The following is a 13,203-nucleotide window of genomic DNA, read 5'->3' as shown; positions in this document are numbered from 1 at the left end:
CGCGCGCGCGACGAGGGGCCAGGCTCACGCGGTGATCACTCCGCGTACGGCTGATCCGTGCCCTTCGCGCTGTAGCCGATGCTCCAGATGTAGCCGTCCAGGTCCGCGAAGGTGCCGCCGTACCCGCCCCACGGCAGGGCGCCCGCGGCTTTCAGGATCGTGGCGCCGGCCTTCTCCGCCTCCGCGACGACCTCGTCGACGCGGGTTTCGCTGCGGACGACGTAGGTGAGGACCAGCCCGCTGAACCCGCTGCCCTCGGGGCTCGTGCCCACCTGACCGGCCAGTCCTTCGCGGCCGTAGAAGCCGACCCGCGAGCCGCCGTCCGGTTCGAAGAACACCGAGACGCCGTAGTCGTCCTTGATCTTCCAGCCGAGCCCCTCGGTGTAGAACGCCTTGGACCTGGCCAGGTCCTGGACACCGAGGAGGATCGAGCTGACGTGCGCTTTCATGATGTTCTCCTGTGGACTCGAAGGGTGGTCGGACCGGCGATGTCACATCGGGACGGGTTCGCCGGTCATTCGATGTGACCGACCCGGACGGAGGAATGTGACAGATGGCCGAGCACGATTGGGTGAGCGAGCGGTTCGCCGAGCACCAAAGCCGCCTGCGGGCGGTGGCCTACCGGATCCTCGGCTCACCCGGGGAGGCCGAGGACGCGGTGCAAGAGGCGTGGCTGCGGGTCAGCCGCGCGGAGACCGACGAGATCGAGAATCCGGCGGGCTGGCTGACCACGGTCGTCGCCAGGGTGTGCCTGAACATGCTGGAATCCCGCCGCGCCAGGCGGGAGGAGTCCGCCGGGGCGCTGCCGCCCGAGCCCGCCGTGCCGGACACCGGCCAGGAAGGCCCGGAGGACGAGGCGTTGCTGGCCGACTCGGTCGGGGTCGCGTTGATGGTGGTGCTGGACAAGCTGACCCCCGCCGAGCGGCTCGCGTTCGTCCTGCACGACGTGTTCGCCGTGTCGTTCGGCGAGATCGGCACCGTCCTCGGCCGCTCCCCGGCGGCGTCCCGCCAGCTCGCGAGCCGGGCGCGGCGCCGGGTGCAGACCGCCTCCGACGAGACCGACGCCGCGCGATCCCCGAAACGGGAGGTCATCGCCGCCTTCCTGGCCGCCGCCCGGAACGGGGATTTCGAAGCCCTGCTCGAGCTGCTCGACCCGGACGCCGTGGTCGGGGAGGTCCGCGGCGGCCAGGCGGTGGCGGCCTTCTTCTCCGGACGCGCCGAGGCGGCCAGGCTCGCCCTGGTCGACGGCGTTCCGTCGGCCGTCTGGTCGCATCGTGGCGAGGCGAAGGCCGTCTTCACGTTCGGCTTCGGCGACGGGAAGATCACCCGGATCGACATCGACACCGACCCTGAGCGCATCCGGAGCCTTGACATCGCCTTTCTCAGCGCCAAAGTCAGCGAAGCCTGACCGGCATGGACCTCCGGTTCTCCTCCTGCACACTCGTCGTCCACGATCTCGGCAGCGCGCTCGGCTTCTACCGGGACGTGCTCGGCTTCACCGTGTGGAACGACGGACCGGTGAGTGTCGGTCCGCCTTCGCAGCCGGACGTGCGGATCGTCCTCGAACCACCCGGCACCGACCGGGGCGCCTCACCGGCGGACCGGTCCGCGATCGAAGACCTGATGTCCAAAGCCCTGCTGAGCCGGCTCGTCTTCGCGACCGAAGACTGCGACGGCACCTTCGAGCGCATCGAGGCCGCGGGCGCGGAAGTGATGCAGGAACCGATCGACCGGCCCGGCGGAGTCCGCGACTGCGCCTTCCTCGACCCCTCCGGCAACATGCTGCGCTTCATCCAGCGGAGGGAAGTTTGATGTCCTCGGGCGTCTTGTCCGCCCGCAGGCCTCGCCAGGTCGTATGCCGCAGACGCCCGTCCGGGGTCCAGTTCCGGTGGACGACCTCCCCGACGAGTTCGGGCTCGACCCAGCGCACCCGCCGGGCCCGGTCGCGGGGGACCTCCGAAGTGAACGGTGGCTTCTTCCGTTCCAGTGGCGCGAGCCGGGCGTGCAGGTCTTCGAGGACCTTGTCGCTGAATCCGGTCCCGACGTCACCGATGTACCGAAGGCCGCCGGATTCGTCGTGCGCCCCGAGCAGCAACGCGCCGAGTGTTCCCGAGCGCCGTCCGTCGCCGGGACGCCAGCCGCCGATCACGACCTCTTGGGTGTGCCACAGCGCCCGTTTGACCCATTGGCGTGTCCGCTTGCCGGGGTAGTAGCGGCTGTCGAGCTTCTTCGCGATCAGCCCTTCGAGCCCGTGTTGCCGGACGACCTCGAACAGTTGCTCGGGGGAGACGTCGTCGTCGGTGTACCCCGGCGGGACGGCGATGCGACCACCGGCGCCGAGGGACGTCAGCACCTCACGCCGGGCCCCGTACGGCTCGTCGAGCAGGGCGTCACCGTCGAGGAACAGCACGTCGAAGGCGAAGAAATGCACTGGGCTGCGTTCCAGCAGCGACTCGTCCGGAGTGCGCAGATGCCGCGTTTGCAGCAACGGGAAGCTGGGCCGCCCCTGGTCGTCGAGGACGACGATCTCGCCGTCGAGGACGGCTTCGTGCCCGCTGAGCGCTTCCGCGGTCACGTCCGGGTACGTCGCCGTGATGTCGAGGCCCCGGCGGCTGGTCAGGCGCGTCTCGCCGTCCCGCGCGACACGCAGGCAGCAGCGGTAGCCGTCCCATTTGTATTCGTAACCCCAGCCGCCGGTGGGCAGGTCGCCGTCGGTCGCCAGCATCGGGGCGATCGCGTCCGGCACGGTGCTCATGCCTCACGGTACCCCGGAAACCCCGCTGGTGATCTATCGTCGAAGGGTGCCTGAAGAGCGGATAACGGTCGAGGTCGAGGGGCGGCGGCTGGGCCTGTCCAATCTGGACAAGGTGCTCTACCCTGCGCACGGTTTCACCAAGCGAGAGGTCCTCGACTACTACCGCCGGATAGCCCCTGTCCTGCTCCCCCATCTGCGCGATCGCGCCGTCACGTTCCGCCGGTTCCCCGACGGGGTCGACGGAGAACCGTTCTACGAGAAGAACGTTTCCCGGCACGCCCCCGACTGGGTGCGCACGGCGCGGCTCACCAACCGCGGCCGCCGGGGCGGGGACGAGACGCTCGACTACCCGGTCGTCGGCGACCTGCCGACGCTGATGTGGGCGGCCAATCTCGCCGCACTGGAACTGCACATTCCACAGTGGACGGTCGGTCCGCGCGGGGCGCGGAAATCGCCCGATCTGCTGGTGTTCGACCTCGATCCCGGTCCGCCCGCCGACGTCGTCGACTGCTGCCGGGTGGCCGAGATCCTCAGCGACCTGCTCATCGGAGACGGTCTCACCGTGTACGCGAAGACAAGCGGCAACAAGGGAATGCAGCTGTACTGCCCGGTGCGGACGCGGTCCGACGAGCGCACCTCCGAGTACGCCAAGGCCGTCGCGGAGGAACTCGCGCGCAGCTCGCCGGAAAACGTGGTCGCCAGGATGACCAAGGCCATCCGCCCCGGCCGGGTGTTCATCGACTGGAGCCAGAACAACACCGCCAAGACCACGATCGCGCCGTACTCGCTGCGAGGCCGCGCCATCCCGACCGTCTCCACTCCGGTGACCTGGGAGGAGGTCGAAGCCTGCCGCAAGGCCGAGGACCTGCTGTTCACCGCCGAGCAGGTCCTCGAGCGCGTCGAGGAGATGGGGGACCTGTTCGGCGACATCGCCGAGCATCGCGCGGCCGTACCCCAACGGTGACCGGGGTCATGTTTGAAGCATGGCTGACGGGAAACTCCCAGTTCAGAGGAGTGACACCCAATGAACGAGAGAGCCATAGACCTCGAAGGCCTGTCCTACCGGGCCCGGGCCATGCTGCGAGCGGTGGCCCAGGGCAGGGCCGAGATCACCGTCAGCCTGGAGCCGGATCTCTATGTCGACGGCCTGCCGTGCAGTGACCAGAGCACGGCCCACCGCCTCGCCCACGCCGGGCTGATCCGGCTTCCCGCCGGTGGCGTTCCCGGCAGCCGGGTACCGGCGCGTTTGTCCGAAACAGGACAAGAACTCGTGGAGCCGCTCGCGTCCGTCGCCTAGGCCGTGTCCTGCAAGTCTTGTTCGCGGTCTCCGCGCCCAAGCGGTCCCTGGCGGCACGGGCGGACGCGGCCGAGTACGACCCGGTACGAGGCCGGCCCGCCCGCACCGCCAGGAACCACCTGGATCACGAAGCCCATCGAACAGACTTACAGGACACGGCCTAGCCTCGGAAAGACCACTGTGGACTCCCGCCCGTTCCGCATACGATCTGCGGAGCGGGTGCGCGGGGGTGCGCGCCCACCGGGCTGGTACCTCCGGGGCCGGTGAGGATGTGGCTGTTGACCGGGTATCACACGCTGGCCGAAACCGAGAACGCCGTACGGGCCAAACTGGGCGGGATCCCGCTGCTGTGGGAGCGGATGGAGGCGGTGGCCAATCTCCACCGCGCCGCGACCGCCGTCCGGCTGCATTTCGAGAACTCGGTCCTGCGCACCGCGGGTCTCACTTGGACCGCGTTCGTGGTGCTGTGGGTGGTGTGGATCTTCGGTGAGAAGGAGACCAGGCACGTCGCCGCGGAGTCCGGTATCACGAAGGGAACGCTCACCGGGGTCATGAAGACCCTGGAGGCGCACGGTCTGGTCACCCGCCGCAAACATCCGGTCGACGGACGTTTGGTACTGCTCGCGCTGACCCCGGAAGGGGAGCGGCTGATGCGGGAGCTCTTCCCGGAGTTCAACCAGGAGGAAGCGTTCGTCACCGAACGGCTCAGCCCCGCGGACTGCACCGAGCTGGCCGCTTCGCTGCGGGAGATCGTCAGGCAGCTGGAGGAGAAGGGCGAGGAGCGGCGTACCCGGAAGATCTGACCCCTACCGAAGACGGTTGCGCGAGACCTCCGCCGACTCCTACGTTTTTTGGAGCCGAACGATACGAAGGGCGCGCTTGATGGATTTCCGGTACTGGCTCGGTCAGGCGTTGACGTCGAACGAGGCGTGGGCGGAGACGTTCCCGTCCTTCCGTCCGCATCCGGCACTGGAGATCTCCGACGGGCGGTTCGAGGCCGCGTTCGAAGAGCTCACCGAGCGGTTGAAGGACAACTACCCGTTCTTCCACCCGTCCTACGCCGGGCAGATGCTCAAACCGCCGCATCCGGCCGCGGTGGTCGGTTACCTGGCCACGATGCTGGTCAACCCCAACAACCACGCGCTCGACGGCGGCCCCGCGACCGCCGAGATGGAACGCGAGGTCGTCGGCGAGCTGGCCACGATGTTCGGCTACACCGAGCACCTGGGGCATCTGACCACCAGCGGCACGATGGCGAACCTCGAGGCGCTGTTCGTCGCGCGGGAAACGCATCCCGGCAAGGGGATCGCGTACAGCGCCGAGGCGCATTACACGCACGGCCGGATGTGCGGTGTGCTCGGCGTCGAGGGGCATACGGTGCCTGTCGATGCGCGCGGCGCGATGGATCTCGACGCGCTCGAAGACCTCTTGCGCACTGGGAAGATCGGCACCGTGGTGCTCACCGCCGGCACGACCGCGCTCGGCACGGTGGAGCCGATCCACGAGGCGCTGGCACTGCGTGAACGTTACGGCGTCCGGGTGCACGTCGACGCCGCGTACGGAGGTTTCTTCCGGCTTCTGTCCGGTTTGGACGGTCCGGAGGGGCTGCCCGAAGCCCCGTGGCTCGCCATCGCCGAGGCCGATTCGATCGTCATCGACCCGCACAAGCACGGCCTTCAGCCCTATGGTTGCGGCGCGGTGCTGTTCTCCGATCCCGCGGCGGGCCGGTTCTACCTGCACGATTCGCCGTACACCTACTTCACCTCGGAAGACCTGCATCTCGGCGAGATCAGCCTCGAATGCTCCCGGGCGGGTGCGGCCGCCGCCGCGTTGTGGCTCACCTTCCGGGTGCTGCCGCCCACCCCCGACGGGCTGGGCCGGGTGCTCGCGGCCGGGCGGCGCGCGGCGTTGCGGTGGGCGAAGCTGCTGGAGGACTCCGAGCGGTTCGACCTGTACCAGCCACCGGAACTCGACATCGTCACCTACTTCCCGCGCACGGAACCGTTTTCGCTGTCGAACATCGACCAGGCGAGCGCGCGGATCCTGCGCAACGGCATGGCCGCGGCGCGGGAACCGGTGTTCCTCAGCACGCTGCGGGTGAGCGAGTCGCAGTTCGGTCTGCGTCACACCGGGGCCGACGCGGATGCGGACGGCGCGCGGATCCTGCGTAGCGTGCTGATGAAGCCCGAAAGCGAGGACCACGTCGACCGGCTTCACGAGCGACTGGAAGAGTTGTCCCGCGGTTGAGCCGCCGTGTACCACCGCAGACGAATGGATCCGCCATGCCCGCACCAGGTCCCGCCGAGCCCGTGACCGCGATCGAGACCCGGTCGCTCGGTACCGGTTTCCGGCGGCGGCACGTCACCATGCTGGCCATCAGCGGCGCGATCGGCGCCGGGCTGTTCGTCGGCACCGGCGCGGGTATCAAGACCGCGGGCCCCGGCATCCTGCTGTCGTACGTGGTCGCGGGTCTGCTCATGGTGCTCGTGATGCGCATGCTGGGCGAGATGGCCGCCGCCGAGCCGAGCAGCGGTTCGTTCTCGGTGTACGCGGAAAAGGCGCTCGGGCGCTGGGCCGGGTTCACCGTCGGCTGGCTGTACTGGTCGCTGCTGGTGGTCGTGGTCGCGGCCGAGGCCACCGCGGCGGCCGGGATCGCGAACGGCCTGCTGCCGCAAATTCCACAGTGGACCTGGGTGCTGCTGTTCATGGCCGTGCTGACGGTGGTGAACCTGTTCGCCGTGCGCTCGTTCGGGGAGTTCGAGTTCTGGTTCGGCGCGATCAAGGTGACCGCCGTGGTCGGCTTCCTCGTCCTCGGCACGCTGGCGGTGTTCGGGATCCTGCCGGGTACCTCGCCGGTCGGCCTTGACAACCTCACCGGGCACGGCGGTTTCCTGCCCAACGGCCTCCAAGGCGTGCTGACCGGTCTGCTCGCGGTCGCGTTCTCCTTCGGTGGCATGGAACTGGTCACCATCGCCGCGGCGGAGTCCGACGACCCGGCGGATTCGATCCGGCGCACCACGCGCACGGTCATCGTGCGGCTGCTGCTGTTCTACGTCGGTTCCGTGGCGCTGATGGTGCTGTTGCTGCCGTGGGAGACCGCTTCGGCCAACACCAGCCCGTTCGTGACCATCCTGGAGCGGATCGGGGTGCCGTCGGCCGCGCTCCTGATGAGTTTCGTCGTGCTGACCTCGTTGCTCTCGGCGTTGAACGCGAACCTCTACGGCGCCTCGCGGATGGTGTTCTCCCTGGCCGACCGCGGTGAAGCGCCGCGCGCGATGCTGAAGCTGTCCGGCGCGGGCGTCCCGAGGACGGCGGTGCTCGCATCGGTGGCCTTCGGTTTCGTGGCCGTACTGCTGAACTTCCTCGCCCCCGAACACGTCCTGCCGTTCCTGCTGAACGCCATCGGCGCGAACATCCTGCTGGTCTGGATCTTCATCGCGATCTCCCAGCTCAAGCTGCGCCGCGCCGCCGACCGCGACGGCACGGCCGCGGACCTGCCGGTGCGGATGTGGGGTTTCCCGTGGCTCAGCTGGGTCGCGCTGATCGCGATGGCGGGCGTGCTCATTCTCATGTGGACGGACGCCGACGCGCGGACGCAGCTGTTCACCAGCGGTGCGGTCGCCGGGCTGATCATGGTGATCGGCCTGCTCAGGCGACATCCGCGACGCTGAACAGGTCGCGCTCCACCCGGCTCAGCGCCAGCCGGACCGCGCCGAGAGCCACCGAGTCTTCGCCGAGCGCCGACGGCTCGACGCGCACCGGGAAGAGGCACAGCCGGGCCAGTTCGGCGCGCAGCGTCGTCAGCTCCCCGCTGCCGCCGATCACCACCAGTTGCGGGTCGACGGCGAGCACGGTCGCGGCGACCAGCTCGGCGAACCCGCCGGCGGGTCGCAGGGCACCGATCTCGCCGGCCGCGCCGTGGTGGCCCGCGTGCAGTTTCCCGCCGAGCAGCAGCCCCAGCGAGACGGTGCGCCCGGCCCGCACGTAGACGACGTCGTCGACGCCGCGCGCGGCGCCGCGCCAGTGTTCGGCCAGCGTCGCGAGCTGGGTGTCGCTCCCGGCCAGCACCGGGTAGCCGCTGCCGAACTCCGAGGCCAGGTCGACGCCGGTCCAGCCGGGAAGCCGATCGTCGCGGAGGACCTTGCCGCCGGACACCACGCCGGTGGTGCCGATGCCGAGCACCCGCAGGCCGACGCAGCCTTCGACGGCCGCGGCGAGCACTCGGTGCGCGGTGCCGAGCCGGTCCGTGGCGGCCGAAGCCGGGGTGAGCCCGGCCTTCGCCCTCCCGACGACCTCGCCCCGCAGATCGGCGACCAGGCACAACGCCTGATGCGGGCCGATCTCGAGGCCCGCGACGTGCCCGGACTCGTGGCGGAAGCGGTATCGCTTGGCGGGTCTCCCCACCCGCCGCGGTGCGCCGGGAGGTAGCGGGACCTCCTCGACCAGCCCCTGTTCACCGAGGTCGGCGGCGATCTCCTCGACCGTCGGACGGGAGACTTCGCTCGCTTTGACCAGTTCCGCGAGGGTGAGTTCCTCGGCCGCGTACAGCGCCCGCAGGACGGCGATGGCGTTGAGCCGCCGCAGCAGTGACGGATCCCCTCCGGACAGCCTGGCCATGCGGCTCCCTAGACGGTGACGCGTTTGTCGTACTGCGCGCGCGCGAGGGCGATCTCGCTCTGGTGGTCCTCGGTCCAGGTGACCAGCGACTGGATCGTCTTGTGCAGCGTCATCCCCAGCGGCGTCAGCGCGTACTCGACCCGCGGCGGCACGACCGGGTAGACGGTGCGGCTCACCAGTCCGTCGCGTTCGAGATGCCGCAGCGTGGTGGTGAGCATGCGCTGGCTGATGCCGTCGATCTTGTACTTGAGCTCGGTGAACCGCAGCGTGTTCCGGTCGAGCAGCGCGATCACCAGGAGCGACCACTTGTCCGCCACCCTGTCCAGGATCTGGCGGACCTCGCAGTCCTCGCGCGTGTCCCACTGGAAGGCCTCGTAGTCCTCCTCGGTGAGTTCACAACGACTAGGTGAGTTCAAAGTGCCTTCTTCCATGGTCGTCGATGGTGACGGAAGATCCCCTTGGTTACAAGAGGGAACCGACCGGCCGATGAGTAACCGTCGGTTCCCGTTCACCGAGGGAGATCCGATCTTGAGCAACTCGCAAACGCTTCCGCGCGCCGACCGGATGGGCGGGCGGGCCTGGGGCGTGCTCGTAGTGCTGTGCGGCGCCATCTTCCTGGAGGGCATCGACGTCGCGATGCTGAACGTGGCGCTGCCGTCCATCCGGGCCGAACTCGGGCTGTCGACGGCGACGCTGAGCGGCGTCGTGTCCGCCTACGTGCTCGGTTACGGCGGGTTCATGCTGCTGGGCGGGCGCGCGGCCGACATGTACGGCCGCCGCCGCATGTTCCTCGCCTGGCTGGTGGTGTTCCTCGTCTTCTCCGGGCTTGGCGGGTTCGCCACCGAAGGCTGGATGCTGCTGCTCGCCCGGTTCGTCACCGGCGTCGCCGCGGCCTTCATGACCCCGGCCGGGCTGTCCATCATCACCACGAGCTTCGAGGAGGGCCCGAAACGCAACAAGGCGCTGCTGTTCTACGCCGGTACCGGGGCGGGCGGTTTCTCGCTCGGCCTGGTCATCGGCGGCCTGCTGACCAGGATCGACTGGCGCTGGGTGTTCTTCACGCCGGTGATCCTGTCCGCCGTCATCCTGCTCGCCGCGCTGTGGCTCATCAAGGAACCTGCCGGTGAGAAACGCGTACCGCGCCGCCTGGACTTCCCCGGAGCGCTCACCGTGACCGTGGCGATGCTGCTGATCGCCTACGCGGTGGTCCGGCTGGAACACCCCGCACAGGGCTGGGGCTGGACCCTCGCGTCGTTCGCCGGGGGAGTGGCGGCGCTGACGGCCTTCGTGGCCGTGGAACGCCGCACGCCCGCGCCGCTGGTGCGGCTGGGCATCCTGAGGTCGGGTCCGCTGGTGCGGGCGAACGTCAGCGCCCTGCTGTTCGCCGGTTCGTTCTTCGGGTTCCAGTTCCTCGTCACGCTGTACCTGCAGGAACTGCGGGGCTGGTCGACGCTGGAGACGAGCCTGGCGCTGCTGGCCGTCGGGATCGACGCGATCCTCGCGCCGACGCTGACCCCGCGGCTGGTGGCGAGGTTCGGCAACACCCGGCTGATCTTCGGCGGGCTCGTGCTGGCCGCCGTGGCGTACGCGCTCTTCCTGCCGCTGGGCCTGGACTGGACGTACGCGGCGATGTTCCCGTCGATGATCATCCTCGGTCTCGGGTTCGCGCTCGCCTACGGCCCGCTGACGATCGTCGCCACCGACGGGATCGCCGAGGACGAACAGGGGCTCGCGGGCGGGCTGCTGTACACGGCGTTCCAGTTCGGGGCGGCGCTCGGGCTGTCCGCGGTGACCGCCGTCAACGTCGCCGCGCTCGGCGACGGTTCGCGAGAGGCCGCGCTCGGCGGTTTCCGGGCGGCGCTGGTCGTGCCGCTGGTGATGGCCGTCGTCGCCGCGCTCGTGATCGCGTCCGGCCGTCAGCGCGTTTCGGCGAAGGAGGCCAGGTTGGCCAGTGAAGAGGCGATCCCGGCCTCGTGATCGGCCTGGCCGATACCGGACGGCACGTCCGTCGCGGTGACGGTCACCTCGGTGCCGTCACCCGCGGCGGCCAGGCTCCAGGTCATCGTCATGGTGCCCGCGAACGCCGGGTCCTCGGACTCGAAGACGGCCCGCTGCACCACGCGTTCGGCGGGCACCAGCTCGGCGAACCCGACTTCGACCACGTCCGTCGCGTCCGACGATTTGCCGGGCGCGGCGGACGCGTCGAGGTAGGTGAGGATCATGCGGAAACCGCCGCCGGGCCGCGGATCCCAGTGCTCGACGCGGCCGCGCATCCCCTCGGGCGGCAGCCAGGCTTCGAGCGACTCCCGGTCCAGGAGCGCCTGGTAGACGGTCTCGGGCGGGGCGGCGATCGTCCGGCTGCCGCTGTCGATCCTGTCCATGGCGACGAGTCTAGGCTGATCATCGCGGATCACGGACGACGGTGATCCGGGGAGGGGTGATCCACATCGAGTACTTCATCGCCTGGTCCGCCTTCCTCGGCGGCTGGCTCCTCGTGGCCGGGCCCATGTACCAGGGCGCGCTCGAACTCCGTGAGGAGAGCGAGCGCTTCCGCGAACTGCGCTCGGTCGAGGTGCCCCGGCCTTCGTACGGCGAGCCGATTTCGCGCTGGTGGTGGCTGCTGCCGCCGGTGGCCATCGCCAAGGAACGGCGACGGCGGCGCAAGGTGCACCGCGAGGTCATGAACTCGTTCACGGCCGAGCAGCGGCGCACCATGGCCACCTTCGCCAACAAGGCCCGCGGCTGGTTCATCGTCACCGGAGGCGCCTTCTTCATCGCCCTCAAGGAAACGTGGCACCTGAACCATCTGTACCACTGGCCTTTGTGGACCTACTTCGCGCTCGTGCTCGTCCCGCTGGTGCTGAGTTTCGCCCACACGTCACGGGGTGTTCGGCTCACCGTGCTCATCATGGGTGCCGAGGAGTGATGGTGTCGCGGGTGATCGACTCGACCTTCTCCTGCGCCTTCTTGGCGTCGGTGACCCAGAGCTGGTAGAAGTCGAACGGGCAGTCGGCCACGCCCTTGTCGCCTTCGTCCGCGTCCCGCACACCGGTGTAGCCGCGGTGCAGCAGCTTGAAGATGTGGTTCTGCGACTGGTCGTAGGCGCGCGCGTCGCGGATCGCCGAAACCGACAGCTGCGCGTACTGGATCCCGTATTCCTCCTCGCCGGTCTCACCGAGCGTGCGGCCGTCGAAGCCGATGATCGCGGAATGGCCGAAGTAGGAGTACACGCCGTCGAAACCGGCGGCGTTCGCCACGGCCACGTAACAGTTGTTGGCCCACGCCATCGCCTTGGCCATCAGGATCTGCTGTTCCTTGGCCGGGTACATGTAGCCTTGGCAGCGCACGATCAGTTCGGCGCCCTTCATCGCGCAGTCACGCCAGATCTCCGGGTAGTTCCCGTCGTCGCAGATGATCAGCGAGATCTTCATGCCCTTCGGGCCGTCGCTGACGTAGGTCTCTTCGCCCGGGTACCAGCCTTCGATCGGGCACCACGGCAGGATCTTGCGGTATTTCTGGACGATCTCGCCGCGGTCGTTGATGAGTACGAGCGTGTTGTACGGCGGCTTGTCCGGGTGGTCTTCGTGCCGCTCACCGGTGATGGAGAAGACGCCCCAGGTCTGGGCTTCCCGGCACGCGGCCGCGAAGATTTCGGTCTCTTCGCCGGGAATCGTCGCCGCGGTCTCGTACATCTCCTTGGGGTCGTACATGATGCCCTGCGTCGAGTACTCGGGGAACACCACGAGATCCATGCCGGGAAGGCCGGACTTCATGCCCACCACCATTTCGGCGATCTTGCGGGCGTTGTCGAGGACTTCGGCCTTGGTGTGCAGGCGCGGCATCTTGTAGTTGACCACCGCGACACCGACCGTGTCCGGGCTGGCGGAAATGTCACCGTGTCGCATGAAGACTCCTTTTCTCCGAACGGTTTTTCAGGACGTCGAGGGATCCGGCGGCCGCGACCAGCGCCACCGCGATCGCGGCCGCCAGCAGCGCGGTGCCGCCGTCGCTGCGGTAGGCGCCGGTGAGCCCGAGGAAGGCGGGCACCGTGCAGGTCGGCTGGCTGAGCAGCAGGACGGTCCAGCCGGTGAATCGCGTCAACTGTTCTTTGCCGAGGCCGAGTACCAGGAAGAACAACGTCCACAGCAATGCCCAGGACAGCCAGATGACCCCGAAAACAGGGTCGTTGCCGTGCCAGAAGGCGATTCCGGCGTACACCACGGCGGCGCCGGCCACGAAGAGCGAGAACCAGCCGATGCCTTCGGGATCCAGGCCGGCGAGGTTCGCGATGCCGACGTACAGGTAGGTGAAACCGAACAGGTACAGGCCGGACGCGGCCAGGATCGCGTCGGGATTCCCGTTCGCCTGGACGATCAGCACGGTCGGGGTGACGCACTGCAGCGCGCCGACGAACAGGTTCAGCACCGCCGCCGAACGCGGCGGTACCCGGCCGAGCAACATCAGGCCGTTGATCATCAAGGCGGCGCCGACGTAGAGCAGGCCCACGTTGCCCATGCCCACCTCCGCAGAACGT

General features: G+C 68.9%; 16 protein-coding genes. 9 read left to right on the top strand and 7 right to left on the bottom strand.

Annotated features, from left to right (window positions below; all coding sequences use genetic code 11):
- Positions 1-35: 35 nt before the first annotated feature.
- On the bottom strand, positions 36-449 hold the full coding sequence (locus ACLJQ7_RS16950) for a VOC family protein (RefSeq protein WP_410649150.1): 414 nt from the start codon (positions 447-449) through the stop codon (positions 36-38).
- Between the two features lie 104 nt (positions 450-553).
- Between ACLJQ7_RS16950 and ACLJQ7_RS16945 the strand changes: the two genes are divergently transcribed.
- Positions 554-1,408, top strand: a complete 855-nt coding sequence (locus ACLJQ7_RS16945; protein ID WP_410649149.1) for a sigma-70 family RNA polymerase sigma factor — start codon at positions 554-556, stop codon at positions 1,406-1,408.
- A gap of 5 nt (positions 1,409-1,413) precedes the next feature.
- The gene (locus ACLJQ7_RS16940; RefSeq protein ID WP_410649148.1) at positions 1,414-1,812 is read left to right on the top strand and encodes a VOC family protein; all 399 of its coding nucleotides are present in this window, start codon (positions 1,414-1,416) and stop codon (positions 1,810-1,812) included.
- Here ACLJQ7_RS16940 and ligD (ACLJQ7_RS16935) read toward each other — a convergent pair.
- The gene (ligD, locus tag ACLJQ7_RS16935; protein ID WP_410649147.1) at positions 1,790-2,755 is read right to left on the bottom strand and encodes a non-homologous end-joining DNA ligase; all 966 of its coding nucleotides are present in this window, start codon (positions 2,753-2,755) and stop codon (positions 1,790-1,792) included. The genes ACLJQ7_RS16940 and ligD (ACLJQ7_RS16935) overlap by 23 nt on opposite strands.
- 46 nt (positions 2,756-2,801) lie before the next feature.
- On the opposite strand from ligD (ACLJQ7_RS16935), the gene ligD (ACLJQ7_RS16930) reads away from it, so the two are divergent.
- The 5 genes from ligD (ACLJQ7_RS16930) (at position 2,802) to ACLJQ7_RS16910 (ending at position 7,723) form a co-directional block, all read left to right on the top strand.
- On the top strand, positions 2,802-3,719 hold the full coding sequence (ligD, locus tag ACLJQ7_RS16930; RefSeq protein WP_410649146.1) for a non-homologous end-joining DNA ligase: 918 nt from the start codon (positions 2,802-2,804) through the stop codon (positions 3,717-3,719).
- Positions 3,720-3,779: 60 nt separating this feature from the next.
- Positions 3,780-4,052 (top strand): hypothetical protein, encoded by a 273-nt coding sequence (locus tag ACLJQ7_RS16925; RefSeq protein WP_410649145.1) that lies wholly within the window; start codon positions 3,780-3,782, stop codon positions 4,050-4,052.
- A gap of 269 nt (positions 4,053-4,321) precedes the next feature.
- Positions 4,322-4,855, top strand: coding sequence for a MarR family winged helix-turn-helix transcriptional regulator (locus ACLJQ7_RS16920; protein WP_410649214.1), 534 nt, complete (start codon positions 4,322-4,324; stop codon positions 4,853-4,855).
- A gap of 79 nt (positions 4,856-4,934) precedes the next feature.
- Positions 4,935-6,299 (top strand): pyridoxal phosphate-dependent decarboxylase family protein, encoded by a 1,365-nt coding sequence (locus tag ACLJQ7_RS16915; RefSeq protein WP_410649144.1) that lies wholly within the window; start codon positions 4,935-4,937, stop codon positions 6,297-6,299.
- Positions 6,300-6,334: 35 nt separating this feature from the next.
- Positions 6,335-7,723: an amino acid permease gene (locus ACLJQ7_RS16910; protein WP_410649143.1), complete on the top strand. Its 1,389-nt coding sequence runs from the start codon at positions 6,335-6,337 to the stop codon at positions 7,721-7,723.
- Here ACLJQ7_RS16910 and ACLJQ7_RS16905 read toward each other — a convergent pair.
- Together ACLJQ7_RS16905 and ACLJQ7_RS16900 are read right to left on the bottom strand one after the other, a co-directional pair.
- Positions 7,701-8,669, bottom strand: a complete 969-nt coding sequence (locus ACLJQ7_RS16905; protein WP_410649142.1) for an ROK family protein — start codon at positions 8,667-8,669, stop codon at positions 7,701-7,703. The genes ACLJQ7_RS16910 and ACLJQ7_RS16905 overlap by 23 nt on opposite strands.
- A gap of 8 nt (positions 8,670-8,677) precedes the next feature.
- Complete coding sequence (locus ACLJQ7_RS16900) at positions 8,678-9,100, bottom strand: winged helix-turn-helix transcriptional regulator (protein WP_410649141.1); 423 nt, start codon at positions 9,098-9,100, stop codon at positions 8,678-8,680.
- A gap of 55 nt (positions 9,101-9,155) precedes the next feature.
- Between ACLJQ7_RS16900 and ACLJQ7_RS16895 the strand changes: the two genes are divergently transcribed.
- Positions 9,156-10,646, top strand: coding sequence for an MFS transporter (locus ACLJQ7_RS16895; protein ID WP_410649140.1), 1,491 nt, complete (start codon positions 9,156-9,158; stop codon positions 10,644-10,646).
- On the opposite strand, the gene ACLJQ7_RS16890 is transcribed toward ACLJQ7_RS16895, so the two are convergent.
- On the bottom strand, positions 10,586-11,050 hold the full coding sequence (locus ACLJQ7_RS16890) for an SRPBCC family protein (RefSeq protein WP_410649139.1): 465 nt from the start codon (positions 11,048-11,050) through the stop codon (positions 10,586-10,588). The genes ACLJQ7_RS16895 and ACLJQ7_RS16890 overlap by 61 nt on opposite strands.
- Positions 11,051-11,106: 56 nt before the next feature.
- Between ACLJQ7_RS16890 and ACLJQ7_RS16885 the strand changes: the two genes are divergently transcribed.
- Positions 11,107-11,595 (top strand): hypothetical protein, encoded by a 489-nt coding sequence (locus tag ACLJQ7_RS16885; protein WP_410649138.1) that lies wholly within the window; start codon positions 11,107-11,109, stop codon positions 11,593-11,595.
- On the opposite strand, the gene ACLJQ7_RS16880 is transcribed toward ACLJQ7_RS16885, so the two are convergent.
- The gene (locus ACLJQ7_RS16880; RefSeq protein ID WP_410649137.1) at positions 11,576-12,574 is read right to left on the bottom strand and encodes an aliphatic amidase; all 999 of its coding nucleotides are present in this window, start codon (positions 12,572-12,574) and stop codon (positions 11,576-11,578) included. The two genes, ACLJQ7_RS16885 and ACLJQ7_RS16880, sit on opposite strands and share 20 nt — an antisense overlap.
- The gene (locus ACLJQ7_RS16875; protein WP_410649136.1) at positions 12,561-13,184 is read right to left on the bottom strand and encodes an AmiS/UreI family transporter; all 624 of its coding nucleotides are present in this window, start codon (positions 13,182-13,184) and stop codon (positions 12,561-12,563) included. Before ACLJQ7_RS16875 ends, ACLJQ7_RS16880 begins: the two co-directional genes overlap by 14 nt.
- Positions 13,185-13,203: the final 19 nt, after the last annotated feature.

The sequence above is a fragment of the Amycolatopsis sp. cmx-4-54 genome (assembly GCF_046548895.1).
GTDB lineage: Bacteria > Actinomycetota > Actinomycetes > Mycobacteriales > Pseudonocardiaceae > Amycolatopsis.
The sequence above is the reverse complement of the archived record's forward strand: the minus strand, read 5'-3'. Positions and strand labels throughout refer to the sequence as shown.